The sequence below is a fragment of the Sphingomonas sp. P3_C6 genome (assembly GCF_056402595.1).
Window position 1 is genome coordinate 26,015 of sequence record NZ_JBFUHB010000018.1, and the last position, 20,063, is coordinate 46,077.

Consider the following 20,063-nt stretch of genomic DNA (forward strand, 5'->3'; position numbering starts at 1 on the left):
CGTGACAAACAGGCGGGAACACCATGATTGGGCAAAATATTACTTTGTCACGACGCGCGGCCATTGCTGGAACTGCCAGCGTCGTCGCGGCGACCTGTCTTCCGGCGGCGGTCCTCGCCGCACCTAATTCCACCCAAATCCTCAGAGGAGATACCAAGATGAGCAGCGGATTCGTCAAGACCAAGGACGGCACTGAAATCTTCTACAAGGATTGGGGGCCAAAGGACGCCCAGCCGATCGTGTTCCATCATGGCTGGCCGCTATCGGCTGACGATTGGGACGCGCAGATGCTGTTCTTCCTCGCCAATGGCTATCGGGTCGTGGCGCATGACCGTCGCGGCCATGGCCGGTCGTCGCAGGTCGATACCGGCAACGACATGGATCATTATGCGGCCGATGCATCGGCCGTTGTAGAGCATCTCGACCTGCGCAACGCAGTCCATATCGGCCATTCGACCGGCGGTGGCGAAGTCGCCCGCTATGTCGCGCAATTTGGCCAGCCCCAGGGCCGGGTCGCCAAGGCGGTGCTGGTCAGTTCGGTGCCGCCGCTGATGGTGAAGACCCCCACAAATCCCGGTGGGACGCCAATCTCGGTCTTCGACGGTTTCCGCAGCGCCCTCGCGGCCAACCGTGCCGAATTCTATACGGCGGTCGCCTCGGGGCCGTTCTATGGTTTCAACCGGCCGGGCGCCAAGGTATCACAACCTGTCATCGACAATTGGTGGCGCCAGGGCATGATGGGCGGCGCGCTGGCTCATTATGAAGGCATCAAGGCCTTTTCGGAAACCGACCAGACCGAGGATCTGAAGGCGATCACCGTACCGGTGCTGGTGATGCAGGGCGACGACGATCAGGTCGTACCCTATGCCGATGCGGCGCTGCTTCAGGCCAAGCTGCTGAAGAACAGCACGCTGAAGATCTACAAGGGCTATCCGCACGGCATGCTGACCGTCCATGCCGATGTCCTCAATCCGGACCTGCTCGCCTTCGTGAAGGGCTGATCCGGGCCGCCACACAGCGTGGCGGATCGAGGGAGGGCGGACGATCTCCGCCCTCCTTTGTTCCATACCGGGCATGTCCTTCCAGGACGACAGTTCGGCGGCGACCTCGACCATGCTCGGGACGACTTTCTTCCAGCCCTGGCCCATCTTTGAAGGCGCTTTCCTTCTTCGGCAGTTCGAAGTCGGAATGGACCATATGAACCCGAGTGCCGCCCTCGGCCCGGGTCAACGTCCGGGTGGCAACCGTGTCGAGCAGTGAGTCACAACCGAGATCGCCCACACGCCCGTCCTTATGGTCGATGCGGCCAGGGCGATAGCGCACCACCTGGTTGAATCCGGGGTAGATTTACCCGTTGCTTCGACCCGGTTGCCGAATGGCCGCACGCTTCTGAACGGCGACGAAACGAACGACATTGGCGATCAAATCCTATCGAACCAGCTTGCCGCCCTTCATGACGTGATCGATCCTTTCCAGCGCGCCGATATCGGCGAGCGGATCGCCCGCTACTGCGATCATATCGGCATAATGGCCGGGCGAGATCGCGCCGACATCGCCCGATTTGCCCATCAGCGCGGCCGCGCTGGTCGTGGCTGACTGGATCGCCTGAATCGGCGTCATGCCGTAACGGACCATGTAGCGAAACTGGCGCGCGTTCAGGCCGTGCGGGTACACCCCGGCATCGGTGCCGTAAGCGATCTTCACGCCGGCACGGACCGCCTTGCCAAAGCCTTGGCGCTGGGCGTCGGTGGTTTCGGTGTTCTTGCGCAGGATATCGGCGGGCCAGCCGTCGCGCCTGCCGACCTGGTCGATATAATCGCCATTGTAGATATCCATCACCAGCCACACGCCCTTCGCTTTGGCCATGGCGATGCCCTCGTCATCGATCAGCGAGGCATGTTCGATCGAGCGCACGCCGGCGCGGATCGCCAGCTTGATACCCTCGGCGCCATGCGCATGGGCGGTGGCATAGCTGCCGTTGCGGGCTGCTTCGGCGACCGCGGCGTGCATCTCCTCCTCGGTCAGTTCGGGCGCACCGGGCTCGGTGCCGGCGGCGAGGACGGCGCCGGTTGCGATCAGCTTCAGGAAATTCGCACCGCCTTGGAAGAGACGACGGGCCTTGACCGTCATGTCGGCGGGGCCAGTGACGACGCCCATGCGCATGATCGCAGGAACCTCGACGTCCGGCGCAAGGCCGGTGACCTCGCCGCCACCGCCCGGTACGGTGAGATAGGCGCCAGCGACGCTCATCCGTGGGCCATCGACGAACCCGGCGTCGATCGCTTTGCGCAGCGACACATCGCCGTACGCGCGAAAGGTGCCGACGTCCCGAACGCTGGTAAATCCTGCGGCAAGTGTATCGCGGGCATGTTTCGCACCGAGCAGCGCTATATCGGCACCCGAATGGAGCAGCGGTTCGGCGACGTTCGCCGACTGCTCGGTGTCCACCAGATGCGTGTGCATGTCGATCAGCCCAGGCAGCACGGTGAACGCGCTCCAGTCGATGACCGGAGTGCCCGACGGGGGCGGCGACCAAGGTGTCACTCCGGTGACCCGGCCATCATCGATGCGGATCAGCCGGTCGGTGAGGACTACGCCCTTTTCGGTATCGACCAGCTTTCCGGCACGGACGTAGAGGGTTTCAGCCAGCGCTGCTGACGATGCCGTTGTCAGGGCGGCAAGCCCCAGGATGCACTTGACCAGCCTGGATGACATCATACCCTCCCGCTTTCCGCTATTGCCCCTCACTGTTGGACGATCGTCAAACAGGAAATCACCGGACAGCGATATGCGTCTTTTGCGGTTTTAGCGAGGCGAGATAGGCGGCGAGATTGAGCATGTCCGTCTGGCGCATCGAGACGACGACAGCCTGCATCGCCTCGGCCGAGGGGCCGGAACGTGCGCCTGAGCGGAAGTCGTGAAGTTGCCGGACGATATAGGTAGGCGACTTGCCGGCGAGCGACGGGATCTCGTCGGTGCCGCCGAGATCGTCACCATGGCAGGCGGCGCAGGCGGGGATACCCCTGGCGTCACTTCCATGCGCCAAGACCTTGCCTTTGGCGATGCTGCCGACGGGGACATAAGCGAGGATCGGGACATGGGCATCGCGCTGCTCGAAGCGTTCGAGATCGGCGGGCGTCTCGACGATACGCTCACCCAGTGGCTCGGTCCCACCATTCGGCACGATCGTGAGTAGCCACCCCTTTGCTACCGTGCGCGGAACGGTGGCGGTTTCGACAACGGACAGATGGGAACGCAGCGGCAGCTTCGCGAAATAGGCGGCGGCGCTTCGTATCTCCTCATCGCTCATTGCCTTGCCGATCGTTGCCATCCAGTCGGTTGGCAGCCGGTGCGGGACCGACGAGGTGCGAGCACCGCTTTTGAAGTCAGTCAATTGCCGGGTGATATACGCTTCCGGCAGGCCCGCGAGCGGCGCGTTTTCTGGCCGGCCTTCCCCGCCCGGAAGGTGACAATAGCCGCAGGCTCGCACCTCGGGCGAGCGCCCATGGACGACCACCTCGGGCAAGGCGGGATGTTCTTCGGGATACCAGTCAGCCACCGCGAACAGGTTGTGCAGATCCTTGCGGGCGAAGGATATCGTACTGCCGGGTACGCGGACTTGCTGGTTAACGTCCTGTGGCGGCTGCGCCGGGCCTGGAACATTGCCCGGATAGGCCCAGTCGGGCGGAGACACGGCGGCCGGCACGTCCATACCGGCCGAGACCGCCAGCGCGCAGGCTACCAGCCCAACGGACAATAGCGCATTGCGCCACTTGATCTGCATTCAAGCCCCTCCGAATGCTCTGGCCTAAGCCAATCGGGGGCGGGCAGCAATCAGGCCGGTGCGGACGCGGGCAGCATATGGCCGAGTTCCCGGCTAATCCTCCCGGTAGTTTCGCGAACCTCAGCAGCCAGCTGGTCCATGCGATCCTCGCTCATATAATGCGCCACGCTCGACACACTCACGGCAGCCACGATCTGGCCCGAGGCATTGCGGACCGGTGCCGCCACACCGCGAACGTCATCGTCATTCTCGGCAAGGCCATAGGCGCAACCGGCTCGGGCAAAGCCGCGCATCCGTTCCAGCCAGACCGGCGGATCTACATCTGGCCGCCCCGCCGCGACATCGGCGGCAAGCCGGGTCAGCCAGCGGCTTTCCGGGTCGTCGAGCATCAGCACCTTGCCGGCGCTGGTCGAGGTCAGGGGCTGCGAATCACCGGGCCGGTTGGCGATAGTGATGCGCCGGCTGCCGGGCACCACGTCGATATAGACGACATGCTCATTCTGCAGCACGCCGAGCCGGACCGTATCCTCGGTCGCCTTGGACAGGCTTTCGAGATGCGGCCGCGCGACCTGGATCATGTCAGTCTGCGACTGGGCGACGAAACCGAGCTCGAGCAGCTTGGGACCGAGGCGATAGCCGTGCCGCGGCGTGGCAGCGAGATAACCCCGCTCGACCAACCCGCTGGCGAGGCGGTGCGCAGTACTCCTGGTAAGGCCGAGCTTTTCGGAAAGCTCGACATAGCCCGCCATGCCGTTGGCCACGGCCTCGATCAGATCGAGGCCACGCATCATCGCCTGGCGCCCCCTGCGCGATTCCCCCGTCTCGCTGCGGGCGTCGCCGATCATGGCACCTGCGCCGTACCCACCACGTCGATCTCGCGCTCGGCGCGGATATCATCCGAGGCGCTGCCTATCAGAAGCTTGTATTTCCCGGGTTTCACAACCCAGGCGGCGGTCGCGACATCGTAGCTGGCGAATGCCCGCACGCCGAGATCGAGACGCGCGGTCCGCTCGGCACCCGCCGGGATGGCCAGCTTGGCAAAGGCCTTGAGCTGCTTGACCGGCTCGCCCGGCGCGACGGCGAGCGGGGCGACATAGAGCTGCACTACTTCCCTGCCCTCGCGCTTGCCCGTGTTGCGTACCCGGATCGACACCGCGGCCTTCGCCCCTGCCTTGATCCGTGCCGGCGCGGTGGCAGCGCTATAATCGAAGCTGGTGTAGGAAAGTCCGTGGCCGAAGGCGAAGAGCGGCTTCACCCCGCGTGCATCGAAGCTGCGATATCCAACGAGCAAGCCCTCGCCATAGGTCGCCGTGCCGGATTCGAGCTTCACCGCCTCGTCGCCATCGGCCATCGGGAATGTCACGGGCAGCTTGCCCGAAGGGTTGACCTTGCCGCGGAGGATATCGGCGAGCGCAGCCGGCCCCGCCTGGCCGGGGAGCCACATGTCGAGGATCGCGCCGACCTGATCCTTCCACGGCATGGTCATCGCGGCGCCGGCATTCATCACCACGGCGGTCTTCGGATTAGCCGCGGCGATGGCGGTGACAAGTCCGTTCTGATCGCCCGGCAAGTCGATCGAACTGCGGTCATAGCCTTCGCCCTCGGTCAGCCCGTTCGAACCGACGAGCAGGATCACTGCATCGGCCTTCTTCGCGGCCGCAACCGCCGCATCGAGCGATGGCCGCGGCAGGCGCACGCCGAAGCTGAGCGATTCATAGAGCGACTTGCCGTTCGAATAATCGAGTTTGATCGGGTAGCCCTTGCCTGCCTCCAGCTGAACCGTGACCGTGCGCCGCGGCACCGGGAAGCCGATGACGTCGCGGATATCGGGTGTCGATGCCGTAGCCTTGTCGAGGATCGTCTTGCCGTCGAATTCGATCGATCCAGTGCCGGTACCCCGGATGCTGAATTCATACGGGCCCGAGACGGGCGGCCAGAACATCCCCTCCCAGCGAAGCGAGAGGTAGCTGATCGTTTCCGCGCCTGCGACATTGCCGCTGATCCGCTTCACGAATGCGGTGACGATATCGGTCGCGACCGGCGTGCCGGTCCGGTCCGCAGTGGAATAATAGGTCTGGGTGAGCCCCTTGCCGTCGCGCGCCGCGTCCGGACTGAACATCGCCGCTTTTGCGGCGGGCGGGACCTCGTCGCTGTCGACGCCCTTTTCATACGTGATCGTCGCACCGGGAAAGGCAGCGCGAATTGCGTCGAGCGGGGTCGCGATCGCATCGAAAGGCTGGACGGCCGAACTGCCGCTGCCCTGGATGCGGGCCTCGGTCGCATTGGGCCCGATCACCGCAAGTGTACGGATGGCGGGATCGAGCGGCAACAACCCCTTGTTGGCGAGCAGCACGATCGCCTCCTCGGCGGCACGGCGCGAGACGGCGGCGTGGGCGGCACCGCCAACCTCCCCGCCCTTGCCCGCAGTCCCGTCGATGACGCCGCTGCGAACCAGCAGGCGGACCATGCGCCGGGCATTCTCGTCGATCTGTGCCGTGCTCACCTCGCCAGCGGCAACTGCCTTGACCAGCTTGGGCCCGAAATGCTCGGGCGGCCCCGGCATCTCCATGTCGAGCCCGGCATTGACGGCCTTGGCCGTGCTGTGGGTGGCGCCCCAGTCGGAGACGACGAAGCCTTTGAAGCCCCATTGTTTCTTCAGCACATCCGTCAGCAGCCAGGGATTTTCGCTCGCATAGGTACCGTTGAGCTTGTTGTAGGAGGCCATGACGGACCAGGGCTCGGCCGTCTTCACGACCGTCTCGAACGCAGGCAGGTACAGCTCGCGCATCGTCCGTTCGTCGACTGCGGAGTTGACGAAGAAGCGGTTGGTCTCCTGGTTGTTCGCCGCGAAATGCTTGATCGAGACGCCCACACCCTTGGACTGGACGCCATTGACGTAGCCGAGCGCCATCTGGCCGGTCAGCCAGGGGTCCTCGGAATAGGTCTCGAAGTTGCGGCCCCAGCGCGGCATCCGCACGATGTTGACGGTCGGCGCGAGCAGTACCGATGCGCCGTAACCACGCGCCTCCTCGGCGATGGCGCCCCCCACTTCCCCGGCGAGTGCGGGATTCCAGGTCGCGGCGATGGCGACACCGACCGGGAAGACGGTTGCGGGCTTGCCCTCGGGCGAGCGCACGCCGGTCGGGCCATCGGTCATCTTCAGTTCGGGAATGCCGAGCCGGGGAATCGCATGGGCCGTCATCGAGGTCGCCCCGGCAAGAAGCGAGATCTTCTCGTCGAGCGTCAGGCGGGACATCAGGTCGGCGACGCGCACCTCGAGCGGCGCGGCCTTGTCGCGAAAGACCATGCTGTCCTTGCCTTGTGCGCCAGCCGGCACCGTGACCATCACGCTGCCGGTCATCATCATCGTCCGCACCAGGCGCACGCCACGAGAAGACCGCATGCTCATTCCTTGATCGCCGCCAGATCGGTCGCGACCTTTGCGAGCATCTCGGGAGTCAGCTTGCCGTCCGAAAAGGGCGCGACCTGGTTGAGGCTGGCGCCCTTGAAGGATTCGAACGAATCGAGCGTGGTCAGGCCGGGAAGGTCCTTGTCGATCACCGCCTTCGCGGCCGGATTTGCGACGAGTTCGGCGAGCGGCGTGTCGAGCGTGAATTTTGCGCCCGTGGCAGGGGCCGGCGCAGCGGTGGTCGGTGCCGGCGCAGGCGCGGGAGTTGGCGCCGTCTGGGCTTGGGCGGTGGTAGCAAACATCGTCAGCGCAGCGAAGGTGGCAACAAATTTCATCGGAATACCTTTCATCATTGGTGTCGGGAATTGGTCTTGGCGGGCGGTTGCCCGTCAGATGCGAGTTCGGCGATCATGGCGTCGCGGATCACGTACTTCTGGATCTTGCCGGTAACCGTCGTCGGGAAGCTCTCGACGAAGCGGATATGGCGCGGGATCTTGTAATGGGCGATCCGGTCCCGGCAGAAGGCGCGGATTTCCTCCGCCTCGCCGGTCGCGCCTTCGCGCAGCCGGATCCAGGCGCATAGCTCTTCGCCCATCCGGTCATCAGGCACGCCGACCACCGCCACATCCTCGATGGCGGGGTGACGGTAGAGGAATTCCTCGATCTCGCGCGGCGAGATATTCTCCCCGCCGCGGATGACCATGTCCTTCAGGCGCCCGACGATCCGGCCGTACCCGGCCTCGTCGATCACCGCAAGATCGCCACTGTGCATCCAGCCATCGGCGTCGATCACCTCGGCCGTCTTCTCCGGATCATCCCAATACCCGAGCATGACGGAGTAGCCGCGCGTGCAAAGCTCGCCGATCTCACCCGGCGCAACGGTCACGCCATCGGCGTCGACGATCTTGCATTCGAGATGCGGCAGGACCCGGCCGACGGTGGAGACGCGCGCCTCGAGGCTATCGTCAAGCCCGGTCTGGAAACTGACCGGGCTGGTCTCGGTCATACCGTACGCGATCGTCACGTCGCGCATGTTCATACGGTCGATCACCTGGCGCATCACCAGTTCGGGGCAACTTGCGCCCGCCATGACGCCGGTGCGGAGTGAGGACAGGTCGGCGGTTGTGCGGTCGAGCTCGGCCAGTGCAGCGATGAACATCGTGGGCACGCCGTAGAGCGCCGTACAGCGTTCGGTCTCGACGGTGCGGAGCACTGCGGCGGGATCGAATGACTGGCCGGGATAAACCATCGCAGCGCCCAAAGTGACGCTCGCCAGATTGCCCATGACCATGCCGAAGCAGTGATACAGCGGCACCGGGATGCAGATCCGGTCCTCCGGCCCGAGCGCCATCGAACGCCCGACGAAATAGCCGTTGTTGAGGATGTTACGATGCGAGAGCGTCGCGCCCTTGGGCAGGCCGGTGGTGCCGCTGGTGAACTGGACGTTGATCGCGTCGTGCGGATCGAGCAGCGCGCCGATCGCCACGAGCCGGGCCGTATCCGCAGTGCTGGCGAGCCCGGCGACATCCTCGAAATCAATCCAGCCGGGCCGGGCCTGCCCGCCGATCCTGATCGTGATGGCAAGGCTGGGTAGTCCGGCCGCGATCAGGCCGCCCGGCGCGCATGCGGCCAGTTCGGGGCAGAGCCGTTCGACCATACCGACATAGTCGCTTGTCTTGAATTCAGCCGCCACCACCAGCGCGCGAAGCCCCGTCTTGGCGATGGTGAAGGCGGCTTCCTCGGCGCGATAAGCCGGATTGATCGTGACAAGGACAAGCCCGGCACGCGCGGCGGCAAACTGGGTGACAGTCCATTCGGCACAATTGGGCGCCCAGATGCCGATCCGGTCGCCACGCTCCATGCCCAGCGCGAGCAGCCCCGCAGCAAAGGCATCGGCGCGCTGCAGCAGCTCTGCAAAACTCCAGCGCAGGCCCTGCGCGACCGAGACGAGCGCATCGCGATCCCCCCAGCGATCGGCCGCCAGCGCCAGCGCCGCGCCGATCGTGTGCCCGATCAGCGGCGGTGCATCGGCGCCCCGGGAATGGGCATGGGTGAGCGGCACCGTCACGGGATCAGCCCGGCACGACGCAGCTGAAATTGGCGGCGTCGTCAGTCGAGCCCTTGCCGCTCCAACGCGCGACCTTGGGATAGGGGCAGAGCGGGCGCGTGCCGAGCGGCTTCGCCGGCAGGCCCAGATAGCCGAACAGCGGCACATCGTACCGGGTTGCGACGATTCTTTCGGGAGCCACTCCGCTCTTCTTCCATCCGTCGATCGCGGTCAGCGCGTCGAACACGTTCGCGCCGGGCCCACTGAGGCAATGCGACATGCCGGGGACCATGAACAGGCGGACCGAGGATGCCGCCTCGCGCGGACGCTTGCGCTGCACCGCCTCATAATAAGCGACCGTGGCGCCGGGCGGGAGCGCGGCATCGTTCCAGCCATGATAAAGGATCAGCTTGCCGCCGTGCGCGTAGAAGCCGCTCAGGTCAGGATTGTCGGCGTCGAGAATGCTGGCGTACATCCTCCGCGCCAGCGCCGGGTCGCGGACCGGATCATAGTCGGTTGCTTGCCAGGCCTTGTTCGAATGCACCATGTTGCGGAAGAATTCGGTCGCGAACCTGCCGTGCTGCGCGTTCGGCCCGGTGAGCCAGAGATCCCATGCCCCGGCCACGGCCTCGCCGCCGGGCAGATAGCCCGGATAGAGCGACTTGCCCGCCCGATCGACCTGCCCGCGGTACAGCGCGCGCGCCGTCTCGACCTGCGGTGCGGTCAGGCAATCCGGGCCATCGCCTGCCTTGCATTGCAGGGCAGCGAGATCGATGCGGCACTGCCGCGGATCGTCGATCACTCCGTCTGCAACGCCGTCCTTCGCATCGCATTGAGCGAGCGCTGCGTTCTGCAGCAGTTTCAGCTTCGCGTTCGGGATGGTCGATTCGGGCTTGCTGAAAGCAGCGATATGATCGGCCATGAAACCGCGCATCATGCCGGTCCACGGGCTGGCGGGCGCGCCGGCGATGATCGCGTCATAATCGCGTGGATAGTGCTGCGCCTCGATCAGCGCCTCGCGGCCACCATCCGAACAGCCGTGAAAATAGGAAGCGGCGAGCGGCGATGGATAATAGGCCGCGACGACCTGCTTGGCGACGAGCGCGGCGAGGTGATTGGCGCGGTATGCCCAGTCCCTGATCTTCTCCGGCTCGTTCAGCGCCCAGCTCGCATCGACATCACCACTGCCGACATGGCCCATGTCGCTGCCGGCCGCAGCATAGCCCTTGGCGACGCCACCGCGCATCGTCAGAGCCGGCAACGTCATCGAGCCGCCATAGCCGCCATTGCCTGCACCGAGCAGCTTGCCGTTCCAGGCGGCCTGTTCGGGCAGCCAGACTTCTACCTGGATCGCCGATCTGGGCGTAGGCTTGAGCGTCGCCGACACGCGGCAGAATGCTGCCGGCGCGGGAAGGCCGGGCTTGCCCGCTTCGGTGACGATCGTCTCGCCCGGTTTCACCAGCACAGCCTTGTCGATGCTGCCCGTCTCGACCGTCCGGCCGGCCAGTGCCTCGCAGCCATTGGCGGCCTGGGGCGGTGCGCCCGTGACGGGTGTGAGGGCGGCGGCGGCGCAGACGCCCGCGATCCCGCCGCCGAGCAGCGCGAAGCCAATTCTTGCCTTCATTTCCGCAGCAGTCCTTTCGCATCGAGCCATGACTGGAGGTGCTTCGTCCAGCCGTCCGACTCCTTGCCGTTCTTCGTCATGCCGAAACCATGGCCGCCGGTGGCGACGGTCACGAACGTCGTGTCCGCGCCGGCTGCCTTCCAGGCGGCCTGGAGACGTTCGGCCTCGGGGCGGACGATCGGGTCGTCATTGGCGACGAGATCGAACAGAGGCGGCGCCTTGGCCGGCACCTTCAGCGGGCCGTCCGTGAGGCCCGGGTAAATGGTCACCAGGTAATCGGGCCGGCTGTCAGGATGATCAGCAAGCGTCGTCCACACGGAGACCGCCCCGCCGGCCGAAAAGCCGAGCATGCCGACACGATCGCGCCTGACCCCATATCGTTTCGCATTGGCTCGCACGAAGCGCACCGCGGCCTCGCCATCCGCGGTCGCCAACGGCTTCAGGGGCTCGATCGCGGCGAGCAGTTCCTTCCAGTTGAACAGCTTGCGCATCAGCGCGATCTGCACGTCATCGCCGGTCGCGATCAGGCGGTATTTGAGTACGAAGCAGGTGATGCCGAGGCTGTTGAGCCATTTGGCGACATCGATGCCTTCATTCTCGATCGTCAGCATATGAAATCCCCCGCCGGGCGCGATGATCATCGCGGTTCCGGTCGCGATCTTCGGATCGGCCGGATAGACCAGGATCGACGGCTCGGTAACGTTCCGGACGATCGGGCCGGGATTGGGCGGGCGCCGTTCGGTCACCTCGGGCGGCATGTTGGGCAAAACGCCCGGCGCGCCCTTCGGGAACAGCTTGATCCCCGGCCGGTCGAGGCTGACCGGATCAGCCCCTGCGGAGAGCGACAATGCTGCGATGGCGGCAACGATGAAACCCTTCATCATTTCTTCTCCGTCACGGGAACGTCGCGCAATCGCGAAAGAGCATCGAGGGCGGCATCGCTGGCCGGTTGCATGGCGGTCCCGGTGATACCGATCGCCAGCGCCTGCTGCCTGCCCGTAGCGACGCGGTTCCACACCGGCCGGCCCGAGCGATTGGGATCGCCGGTCTTTGCGAAATCGCTCCAGTAATCGGCGACCATCGTCGCGGCGGCCTGATCGGCTGCGCTCGGCGCCGGTTTCGTCAAGGCGAGCGTATCGAATTCGTACGGGACGTCGGACGCGTGCCCTGCGCCCTTCCCGTCCTCGCGCTTGCCCTCGGCTACATAGCCGAAACGGTAGAGCCAGGTCGGCGCGCCGTTCGCCGCATGCCGGCGCGCAAGCGCGACGGACGGTTCGACGAACACGACGTCGCCGGCGATGCGACGATCATAAGCGTCGCCATAGGCTGCCTTGATCGGGCCGATGTCCCCGAGCGGCTTGACGATGCCGGCGGTGACCATGCCGCGAAAGACGGCCGGAACGAAGCCGAGTTCATCATCGTTCGCGCCGACGATATAGGGGATTTGGGCTTCCTTCCCCGCAGTGAAAACGGCATCGACGCTGTCGGTCACGATCTGCCCGTCGGTGATGCCGCCCGAGAACCGCTTCTCGTCTCGCGCCAGCATGGTGATCTTGCCGCTCGCCTGCTCGGCCGGGATCGCGCGCAAGGCGGCGACATCGTCGCCGGCGCCCTGGGATTTGGCGAAGGCGACGCCGATCTCCTCCGCAGCAGCCAGGCTCGGCCATTTGTCGCGCCCGCCGCCCGAGGACGAAATCGCCCGAGCAAAGAGACCGCGCGACGCAGGCGACGCCATCAGCCGGTTGACCGATTCACCGCCTGCCGATTCGCCAAAGATCGTAACCTTGTCCGGATCGCCGCCGAACGACGCGATGTTGCGCTTCACCCATTGGAGCGCCGCGATCTGGTCCATCAGCCCCCAATTGCCGGTCGGACCACCGGCCGCCTCGCGGGTCAACGCCGGATGCGCGAAAAAGCCTAGGCGACCGACCCGATAGTTGAAGGTGACGACGACCACGCCGCGCTTCGCCAACCTCGTCCCCTCATAGGGCAAGGCAGCGCCCGATCCGTTCACGAAACCGCCGCCATAGATCCAGAGCATGACTGGCAGGCCCTTGGCCTGCTTGCCCGGCTTTACCGTCCAGACATTGGCGTAGAGGCAGTCCTCGCTCATCGGCTGACCGCTGTTCGCGACGTCGTCGGGCATCCAGGTCTGCAGGCAGTCATTGCCGAATTTGGTTGCGTCGCGTGGCGCCGTCCAGACGGCGGCAGGGCGTGGCGCGCGCCAGCGCAGGTCCCCGACCGGCGGGGCAGCATAGGGAACGCCGCGAAAGACCGCCACACCATCCTTCTCCGCGCCAACCAGCGGACCGGTATCGATCGTCGCTATTGGGGCGGTCTGGGCGCCGGCCGAGGCAGGCATGGCGAGCGCGAGCAGGATGGCGGGAATACGCGGGTAAAGCGACATTATCGGGCGACCCCTGCTTCGAAGACATGAGTTCCCGCCGCGACGGTGTAGATAGCGGCCGTCGCCGTGGTGCGGAGCAGCCGCGCACCGGGCGCTTCCTTGCGGACCGGGCCGAAACGCAGCGGCACCCAAATCTCGCCGGTCGCATTGGGCGGCACCTCGGCGGTGAGCGTCAGGCGATCATGATCGACCGCCCAGCCCGACATGGCCCGCCCGCGGACCGTCTCCATCGTCGCCGAGGCGGAAGCGAGCCCGGCCGGGATCTCGGGACGGACCAATATCGTCGCATAACCCGGCTGCCCCGGCCGCAGCCCCGCAAGCCTTTGCCGCATCCAGTCGGCGATCGAGCCGAAATAATGATGGTCGCGCGATCGGCTATCGAGGCCCCAGCTCTCGAACATAGATCCATGGCCGTTCCTGATCCACCAGCCCCAGCTCGGTTCGTCGGTGCGCGTCGCGATGCGATAGGCGAGATCGGCATGGCCGTGGTCGCTCAACATATCGAGCAGGTAACGGGTGCCATATACTCCGGTGGTAAAACCGTTGCGGCCGATATCGGCGGCGATAGTGTCAGCCACCGACTGAGCCCGATCGTCGGGCACCATGCCGAAAGCCAGAGGCAACACATTCTGGATCTGGGTCGGCGGCCCCGCCACGCCCTTCCCATCGATGGTCCGGTACCAGCCATGGGCGCCGTCCCAATAGCGCCGATTATAGGCGTCGCGGATAGCGGCCGCGAGCGTCGCGTAGCGCGCAGCATCCGCTTCCTCGCCGATCACGGCGGAGGATTTCGCGAGCAGGTCGGCCTCGAGGAAATAATATGCGGCGACTACCGCATCGATCCCGCCGCCACGCGCATTGGCGAAATCCGCCGGCCCCGGCGGCGACCATTCGCTCAGCCCGAAACCCTCCCGCTTGTAATCGGGCGCCTTGAACCAGCCGCCAGTATAATCGACCAGCCTGGTCTGCACCTTGTGCATCCGCTCCAGGATGCGCGTGTCGCCATAGGTGGTGTAGAGTTCCCAGGGCAGGATCATCGTCGCCACGTCCCAGGGCGGCGTCGGGCCCCAGATCATGTTCCAGCCGGGCGTCTTGTCATAACCGTAATAGGGCGTTGCCGGGACTATCTCCGGTATCTCGCCGGCGGGCGACTGAGCGTCCCGGAAGTCGGCCAGCCATTTCGTCCAGACCCGCGCGACATCGAGGCTGCGCACGGCGGCCCCGGCCGAGGCCTGGGCGTCACCGGTCCAGCCGTTCTTTTCATAGGTGGGCGTGTCGGTCTGAAAGCCGTGCATGTTGTTCTGGATGGTCGCGATCGCCGCCGCATCGATCTGCATCAGCAGCGGGTCGCTCGTCGTGAAGCCGCCGGTGCGGCGGACCGCACTATGGGCAATGCGCGCCGTCAAGGTCGCCACGGTCGGCGTGCCAGTCAGCCCGTCGAGTTGGGCGTAACGGAAGCCGCGATAGCCGAAGCTCGGTTCCCACTGCTCGCTGCCGGTACCTGCCAGGGTGTAGCGATCGGTCTGGAGTTGCGCGTCGATCAAGCCCGCCGCGGGAATCACGCGCCCGCCGTCGCCGATACGTTCACCCGCCACGATCGAGACGGTGCTGCCGCGCGGTCCGCTGGTGTCGAGCGCAGTCCAGCCAGCGACGATCCGTCCGAAATCGAAAACCCAGCTTCCCGGCCCCACCTGCTTGATCGAAACGGGTTTGATCGCGGCGACGGGGGCGATCGGCTCGACATTGGCCGCGACCAGCATGCCGGCAGGCCCGGCGACCGTCCGCGCCGGGGCCCATTGGCGATCGGCATAACCGGCCCGGTTCCAGCCGGTCGGGCGCAATCGCGCGTCATAACGCTCGCCGCGATAGACCGAGTCGCCGAGGGTGGGGCCGGACCGCGCCTTCCAGCCGGGACCGGTCGCGATCCGCTGGTGCGTGCCGTCGGCAAAGACGATTTCCAGCTGGGCGCGAACCGCCGGCTCGCCGTGCCAGGGCGCCGATTGCCAATACCATTCATTGGGGTCGGTCACGCCGTACCAGCCGCGCCCGAGTTCAGCGCCGATCGCATTGGCTCCGGCGCGCAGGGAGGCCGTCACGTCGTAAGTCTGATAGAGGACGCGTTTGTCATAGGCGGTGTAGCCGCTGGCCATCGCCGAGGTGCCGATGATGCGCCCGTTGAGGCTGATTTTCGGCCAGCCGGCGCCCGCGACATAGAGGCGCGCGGTGGCGATGGGTTTGGCCGGCAGCGTGAAGCCGTGGCGGACCAGAGGTGCGGGTGCCTCGATCGGCAGCACGATATCTACCCCGCGCACACCGCCGGGAACGGCCAGCCCGGCGCTGCCGACATCACCCCCGGTGAAGGGATTGTCGTTGGCGGCAAAGCGGGTTTCGAAATTGGCCCCGCCGGTCACCGCGACACGATGGATGGTCGCGGCACGCGGCTCTTTTCCTACGAAACCGATAGTTCCGTGCGTGACCGAGCCGTCGACCAGGGTATCGACGACCGCACCATTCACGCTCGTCGTCAGGCGATCACCATCTGCGACGATGTCGATCCGGTAGCGATCCTGCATGGGCAGCACCACACGCTTGAGTTCGGTCGTCTTCACCGCCGAAGACGTTCCACCGGGATAGTGCCTGACCTGCTCGATCAGCGCCGTCCCCTTGTCGGTCCGCGCGATGGTCCAGACATAGGCCTCGCCATAGGTCTTGCCGATGGGCTGAGCCCGGAACAGCAGGTCGATGGATTTGCCGGTGAGCGTGAGGTCGGTCGAGAAAGTCAGGTCGCGCCAGTCATGGTCGCGCCGGTCGGGGCCCGCAATCCACTGCGCGGTCCAGTCAGAGGRCGCGAGCAGGCCCATCTCCCACCAGCCCGGCTTGCTCCAGCCGGTCGCGCGCCCGGCATCGTCCCACAACATCACCTGCCAGACATAGCGCTGCGCCGATTTCAACCGCGGGCCGGCATAGGCGATCTGGGCATTGGCCGACGATGCGATCTTCCCGCTGTCCCAAACCGTCTCGCCACGCGCCAGCGCCCGCATGCTGGTGCCGACACGCAGACGATAGGCGGTCTGGCGCGATACCCCCGGCAACCAGAACAGGCGCGGCGCGGGTTCGTCGATGCCGAGCGGTTCGGCGCTATATTCGACACGCAGCCCGGTCGCCGCGACCGGGCCGGTAGCACGCGTTTGACCGGTGGCCGCTCCCCCAAGCAGGAGGAGCGACACCAGGCCCAGAATTTCGCGCGACCGCTTCATCCTGTCTCTCAAAACTTCGTGCGAATCCCGAACGAGATCAACCGTCCCAGCGTACCGCCATTGGTATAACCCGGGGCAGCGTTGAGGTAAGGTGGATCCTGATCGAAAAGATTATCCACGTTCAGGGTCAGTGACGTGTCCTTCAGTAACCGGGAAAGGTCGTAGGAAAGGAAGAGGTCGACCGTGTTGAACGACGACACGTTCGTCTGCGGCAGGACCCCGCCGATCGGAAAGCCGCTGCGATGGTTGAGTTGGGCACGCGCGGTGAAGTCGCTCACCTTGCCACCCAGTGTCGCGACGAAAGACAGGCGCCCGGTGCCGTTGGCGAGATCGTCGCTGAACGGCCCGCCCTTGATGGTCTGGGTCTTGCGGTTAAGCGTATAGGTCCCGGCGAAACTAGCGTTGAGCCAGCCGAAACCGGTCTGGCGGGTATAGGCCAGATTGAAGTCGATGCCGTCGGTGTGAACGGCGCCGAGGTTCGCGCGCTGCGCCAGGAACAGCACATACGGTGAGCTGACGGCGAACAGCGCGGCCAGGCTGGGCACGCCATCGAGACGCAGATTGCCTGCCGCCGCGGTGGCCTGTGCCAGGGTCGGGTTCACGATGTAGAAGCTCGAATAATTGGGATCCGAGAACAGGATCGGCGAGGTGAACGGCGGTACGGCGATCGCGTCCTCGAACCGCACATTGTAATAGGTAGCGCTCGCGACGAAGCCCGGAAGCCCAGTTGGCTTGAGATCGACGCCGATCGACCAGGTGTCGGCCTTTTCAGGCTGCAGATTGGCGTTGCCGCCCGCGATGGCGATGGTCGGCCGCAGGATGTCGAAGGGCGAGCTGCTCGCCGCCCGGAACGGGCTGAACGGGATGACCTGAACCCGCGCATCGACCGAATTGCCCAGATCGGCGAGGCTGGGCGCATGGAACGAAGTGCCGTAGTTGCCGCGGAAGGTCAGCGCCTCGACCGGCTTCCAGGTGACGCCGACCTTGGGATTGGTGGTGCCGCCGACGTCGCTGTAATCGTCGTAGCGGGCCGAGCCCGACAGTTCGAGGCTGTAGATGCCGGGGACGCGATTGTCCGCCCCGACGATCGGGATCAGCAACTCGCCATAGGCCGATTTGACCTCGCGGCTGGCAAAGGAACTGCCGCCAGTGATCTTCGCAACCGGGCCACTGCCGGTGAAGGAGCGGATATTCTCGTAGTGATATTCGGCACCCACCGCGAGGCGGACATCGCCGCCCGACATATGGAACAAGGGACCGTCGATCACCGCACGGCCTTCGGCCAGTTCCTGATCGGCGTCGCCGTAATTCACATAGTCGTTGATCGTCGCGAGCAATGCAGGCGAGGTCGCACCGATATTATAGGGGTTCAGCGCGGTCGCTGCGGTGGTGCCGTTCAGCGCCGCGGTGACGGCCGCGGCGTTGATCGAATCCTCGGTCGTGGTGTTCCCGCTGCGCCCGAAATTGGCGAGCGTGCGAAGCTGCCAGCCGCCGCCAAGCTCGAAATCCATGGTCGGCGTCAGGCCGTAGGAAGTGAACGTCGCCGGGCTCACATTACTCGGGCCGAACACCTGGTCGAACGCGATGGCGACGGTGTGCGATAATTCGGTGCCGAGCGGCCTGAAATAGGGGTTCAGGATCGAGATCGTATCGCTCTGGCTGCTCTGCGCCGTGCGGGTAACGGTGTGGCGGCGCGACCAATAGGCGGTCATGTAGAAGCTTACGCTGTCATTCAGCTGCTGAGTCAGGCTGGCCAGCACATTGTGCCGCTCTTCCCGCGGATAGATATCCGCATAGTCGGTTTGATCGCAGCGGTTGAGCGTTCCCGGCACACGGCCCGGCAGCGCATAGGGAATGTTGTTGGCGATGATGTTGCCTGGCGAGCAGGCGGTGCCGCGATTGTCCGCACCGCCCCGCGCACGATTGTCCGCGGTCACATAGCCGCGGTCGATGCCCAGGATATTGTCGTGCCAGGCATAGGAATAGGAGACGAACAGCGATCCGCTGCCCCAGTCCTTGCCGGCGATCGCGCTCGCATCGACGGTGCGATAATTATCGGCGAAACCGTAACGCGCATTGACCCCGATCCCGTCGAAACGCTTGCGCGTGATGAAGTTGATGACCCCGCCGATCGCGTCGGAACCGTAAATCGAGGAGCCGCCGTCAGGAATGACCTCGACCCGCTCGATCGCGTCGGGCGGGATGATCGAGGGATCGACCGACGTCTGCAGGATGCCCGCGCCGACCAGCCGGTGGCCGTTCAGCAGGACAAGCGTGGTGGCGCCACCCGAGGCGCCTAGATTACGAATATTCGGTCGGACGATCGGATTGCTGTAATTGCCCGCACCGACCGGGACAGTTCCGAAATTCCCGACTTGCGGGATCGAGGCGAGCAGATCGTTGGTGTTTGCGGCGCCCGTCGCGACGATATCGCTTCGGCTTACCCCGATCACATTGGTGCCAACGGGTGCGACGCCGCGCAGCAGCGTGCCGGTGACGATGATGTCCTTCTCAACGCCCGCTTGCGGCTGGTCTCCGATATCGGCCGGTGTCGAAACAGCCGGCGCGTCAGGACCGGCCTGAGCGAAGGCAGGTACGCTCATCGTGCCGATGACGAGCGCAATGGCGGAGACGCCCGCGCGAAATGCGATGTTTTCCGGAAAGGCAATGCTTGTCCCAAACCGCGTGCTCATTCGATCCTCCCCTATCGGTGGGCCACTAGCCCCCGCCTGTTTTTGGGGTCGGGCACTGCCCGGCCGCCTGTTGCTTGCGACGTGCCGACGCGTTGTTCGCGCTCGGTCGATCCTGAATTCGGCCCGCCGGCCATATCTGAATACGTCCGTTGTCAGTTATTGCTCTGTTGCCCCCCTTGTGTCAATGCTGTGTCATGAATGGTTCCAGGAGACCCTATGGCGGCGTCGCCGAAACGGAGCGCCGCAGCGAAAGACGCGAGCGGCTGATGCAAGCGGCTATCGAGGTCTATTCGGAGCATGGTTATCGCGGTGCGACGGTCAGGATGATCTGCGATCGCGCCGGCCTGACGAGCCGCTATTTCTACGAGTCGTTCGAAGGCGCCGAACAGTTGTTCGCAGCCTGTTATGTTCGGATCGTGGCCGAGCTATTCGGCAATCTCGCCCACGCCGCCGAGGGCGGCTACGATCCCGAAGACCACGCCTTCCTGATCCGGGAATATTTCGCGGAATTGCAGCGGTCGCCGATGCTGTCGAAGGTCTTCCTGCTCGAGCTCACCGGCATAACGCCCGAACTCGACCGACTGACGAACGAGGTGCTGCACCGCGTCGTCGCGCTTTTCGCGGCCGATGTGGCGGTGCGCCAGCCGGCCGACCCGTGGGTCGAGGAAACGGTGCGCGCCGCCTGGATCAGCGGCGTCGTGTGGATTGCCCGGCAATGGGTCGCGCAGGATTTCGTCACCCCGTTCGATCAGGTAGTGGCCGCCGCGCACCGCGTCTTTCCGACCCGGCCACCGGGCATGCCGGTCGCGCCGAGCGGGCTGGATCGGCAGGATTGAAGGGGC

Annotated in this window: 13 protein-coding genes; 2 read left to right on the forward strand and 11 right to left on the reverse strand. The window is 65.3% G+C overall.

Annotated elements, in window-relative coordinates; genetic code table 11:
- Positions 1 to 158: 158 nt before the first annotated feature.
- Positions 159 to 1,001, forward strand: coding sequence for an alpha/beta fold hydrolase (locus AC1DT7_RS16490; protein WP_478037122.1), 843 nt, complete (start codon positions 159 to 161; stop codon positions 999 to 1,001).
- Positions 1,002 to 1,428: 427 nt separating this feature from the next.
- Here the strand turns inward: AC1DT7_RS16490 and AC1DT7_RS16495 are convergent, their stop codons facing one another.
- The 11 genes from AC1DT7_RS16495 to AC1DT7_RS16545 are packed head-to-tail and all read right to left on the reverse strand — an operon-like array spanning position 1,429 to position 19,221.
- A complete protein-coding gene (locus tag AC1DT7_RS16495; protein ID WP_478037166.1) occupies positions 1,429 to 2,715 on the reverse strand; it encodes a Xaa-Pro dipeptidase in 1,287 nt (428 codons plus the stop codon).
- Positions 2,716 to 2,773: 58 nt separating this feature from the next.
- A complete protein-coding gene (locus AC1DT7_RS16500) occupies positions 2,774 to 3,784 on the reverse strand; it encodes a c-type cytochrome (RefSeq protein WP_478037123.1) in 1,011 nt (336 codons plus the stop codon).
- A 50-nt stretch (positions 3,785 to 3,834) separates the two neighbouring features.
- The gene (locus AC1DT7_RS16505) at positions 3,835 to 4,629 is read right to left on the reverse strand and encodes an IclR family transcriptional regulator (protein WP_478037124.1); all 795 of its coding nucleotides are present in this window, start codon (positions 4,627 to 4,629) and stop codon (positions 3,835 to 3,837) included.
- A complete protein-coding gene (locus AC1DT7_RS16510; protein WP_478037125.1) occupies positions 4,626 to 7,187 on the reverse strand; it encodes a glycoside hydrolase family 3 C-terminal domain-containing protein in 2,562 nt (853 codons plus the stop codon). Before AC1DT7_RS16510 ends, AC1DT7_RS16505 begins: the two co-directional genes overlap by 4 nt.
- Positions 7,188 to 7,189: 2 nt before the next feature.
- Positions 7,190 to 7,528, reverse strand: a complete 339-nt coding sequence (locus AC1DT7_RS16515; protein WP_478037126.1) for a hypothetical protein — start codon at positions 7,526 to 7,528, stop codon at positions 7,190 to 7,192.
- Between the two features lie 14 nt (positions 7,529 to 7,542).
- Complete coding sequence (locus AC1DT7_RS16520) at positions 7,543 to 9,261, reverse strand: AMP-binding protein (protein ID WP_478037127.1); 1,719 nt, start codon at positions 9,259 to 9,261, stop codon at positions 7,543 to 7,545.
- Positions 9,262 to 9,265: 4 nt separating this feature from the next.
- Entirely contained in the window at positions 9,266 to 10,864 is a 1,599-nt protein-coding gene (locus AC1DT7_RS16525) for a tannase/feruloyl esterase family alpha/beta hydrolase (protein WP_478037128.1), read from the reverse strand.
- Positions 10,861 to 11,748 carry an alpha/beta hydrolase gene (locus tag AC1DT7_RS16530; RefSeq protein WP_478037129.1) on the reverse strand — a complete coding sequence of 296 codons (888 nt, stop codon included), beginning with the start codon at positions 11,746 to 11,748 and terminating at the stop codon, positions 10,861 to 10,863. Before AC1DT7_RS16530 ends, AC1DT7_RS16525 begins: the two co-directional genes overlap by 4 nt.
- On the reverse strand, positions 11,745 to 13,271 hold the full coding sequence (locus AC1DT7_RS16535) for a carboxylesterase/lipase family protein (protein ID WP_478037130.1): 1,527 nt from the start codon (positions 13,269 to 13,271) through the stop codon (positions 11,745 to 11,747). The genes AC1DT7_RS16530 and AC1DT7_RS16535 overlap by 4 nt, the downstream gene beginning before the upstream one ends.
- Complete coding sequence (locus AC1DT7_RS16540; protein ID WP_478037131.1) at positions 13,271 to 16,528, reverse strand: family 78 glycoside hydrolase catalytic domain; 3,258 nt, start codon at positions 16,526 to 16,528, stop codon at positions 13,271 to 13,273. The genes AC1DT7_RS16535 and AC1DT7_RS16540 overlap by 1 nt, the downstream gene beginning before the upstream one ends.
- An 8-nt stretch (positions 16,529 to 16,536) precedes the next feature.
- Positions 16,537 to 19,221, reverse strand: coding sequence for a TonB-dependent receptor (locus AC1DT7_RS16545; protein ID WP_478037132.1), 2,685 nt, complete (start codon positions 19,219 to 19,221; stop codon positions 16,537 to 16,539).
- Between the two features lie 266 nt (positions 19,222 to 19,487).
- On the opposite strand from AC1DT7_RS16545, the gene AC1DT7_RS16550 reads away from it, so the two are divergent.
- Positions 19,488 to 20,057 (forward strand): TetR/AcrR family transcriptional regulator, encoded by a 570-nt coding sequence (locus AC1DT7_RS16550; RefSeq protein ID WP_478037133.1) that lies wholly within the window; start codon positions 19,488 to 19,490, stop codon positions 20,055 to 20,057.
- Positions 20,058 to 20,063: the final 6 nt, after the last annotated feature.

Bases quoted from the DNA above. Each gene is read 5' to 3' on its own strand.
- AC1DT7_RS16490 (WP_478037122.1), top strand. From the start codon at position 159: ATGAGCAGCGGATTCGTCAAGACCAAGGACGGCACTGAAATCTTCTAC.
- AC1DT7_RS16495 (WP_478037166.1), bottom strand. From the start codon at position 2,715: ATGTCATCCAGGCTGGTCAAGTGCATCCTGGGGCTTGCCGCCCTGACA.
- AC1DT7_RS16500 (WP_478037123.1), bottom strand. From the start codon at position 3,784: ATGCAGATCAAGTGGCGCAATGCGCTATTGTCCGTTGGGCTGGTAGCC.
- AC1DT7_RS16505 (WP_478037124.1), bottom strand. From the start codon at position 4,629: ATGATCGGCGACGCCCGCAGCGAGACGGGGGAATCGCGCAGGGGGCGC.
- AC1DT7_RS16510 (WP_478037125.1), bottom strand. From the start codon at position 7,187: ATGCGGTCTTCTCGTGGCGTGCGCCTGGTGCGGACGATGATGATGACC.
- AC1DT7_RS16515 (WP_478037126.1), bottom strand. From the start codon at position 7,528: ATGAAATTTGTTGCCACCTTCGCTGCGCTGACGATGTTTGCTACCACC.
- AC1DT7_RS16525 (WP_478037128.1), bottom strand. From the start codon at position 10,864: ATGAAGGCAAGAATTGGCTTCGCGCTGCTCGGCGGCGGGATCGCGGGC.
- AC1DT7_RS16530 (WP_478037129.1), bottom strand. From the start codon at position 11,748: ATGATGAAGGGTTTCATCGTTGCCGCCATCGCAGCATTGTCGCTCTCC.
- AC1DT7_RS16535 (WP_478037130.1), bottom strand. From the start codon at position 13,271: ATGTCGCTTTACCCGCGTATTCCCGCCATCCTGCTCGCGCTCGCCATG.
- AC1DT7_RS16545 (WP_478037132.1), bottom strand. From the start codon at position 19,221: ATGAGCACGCGGTTTGGGACAAGCATTGCCTTTCCGGAAAACATCGCA.
- AC1DT7_RS16550 (WP_478037133.1), top strand. From the start codon at position 19,488: ATGCAAGCGGCTATCGAGGTCTATTCGGAGCATGGTTATCGCGGTGCG.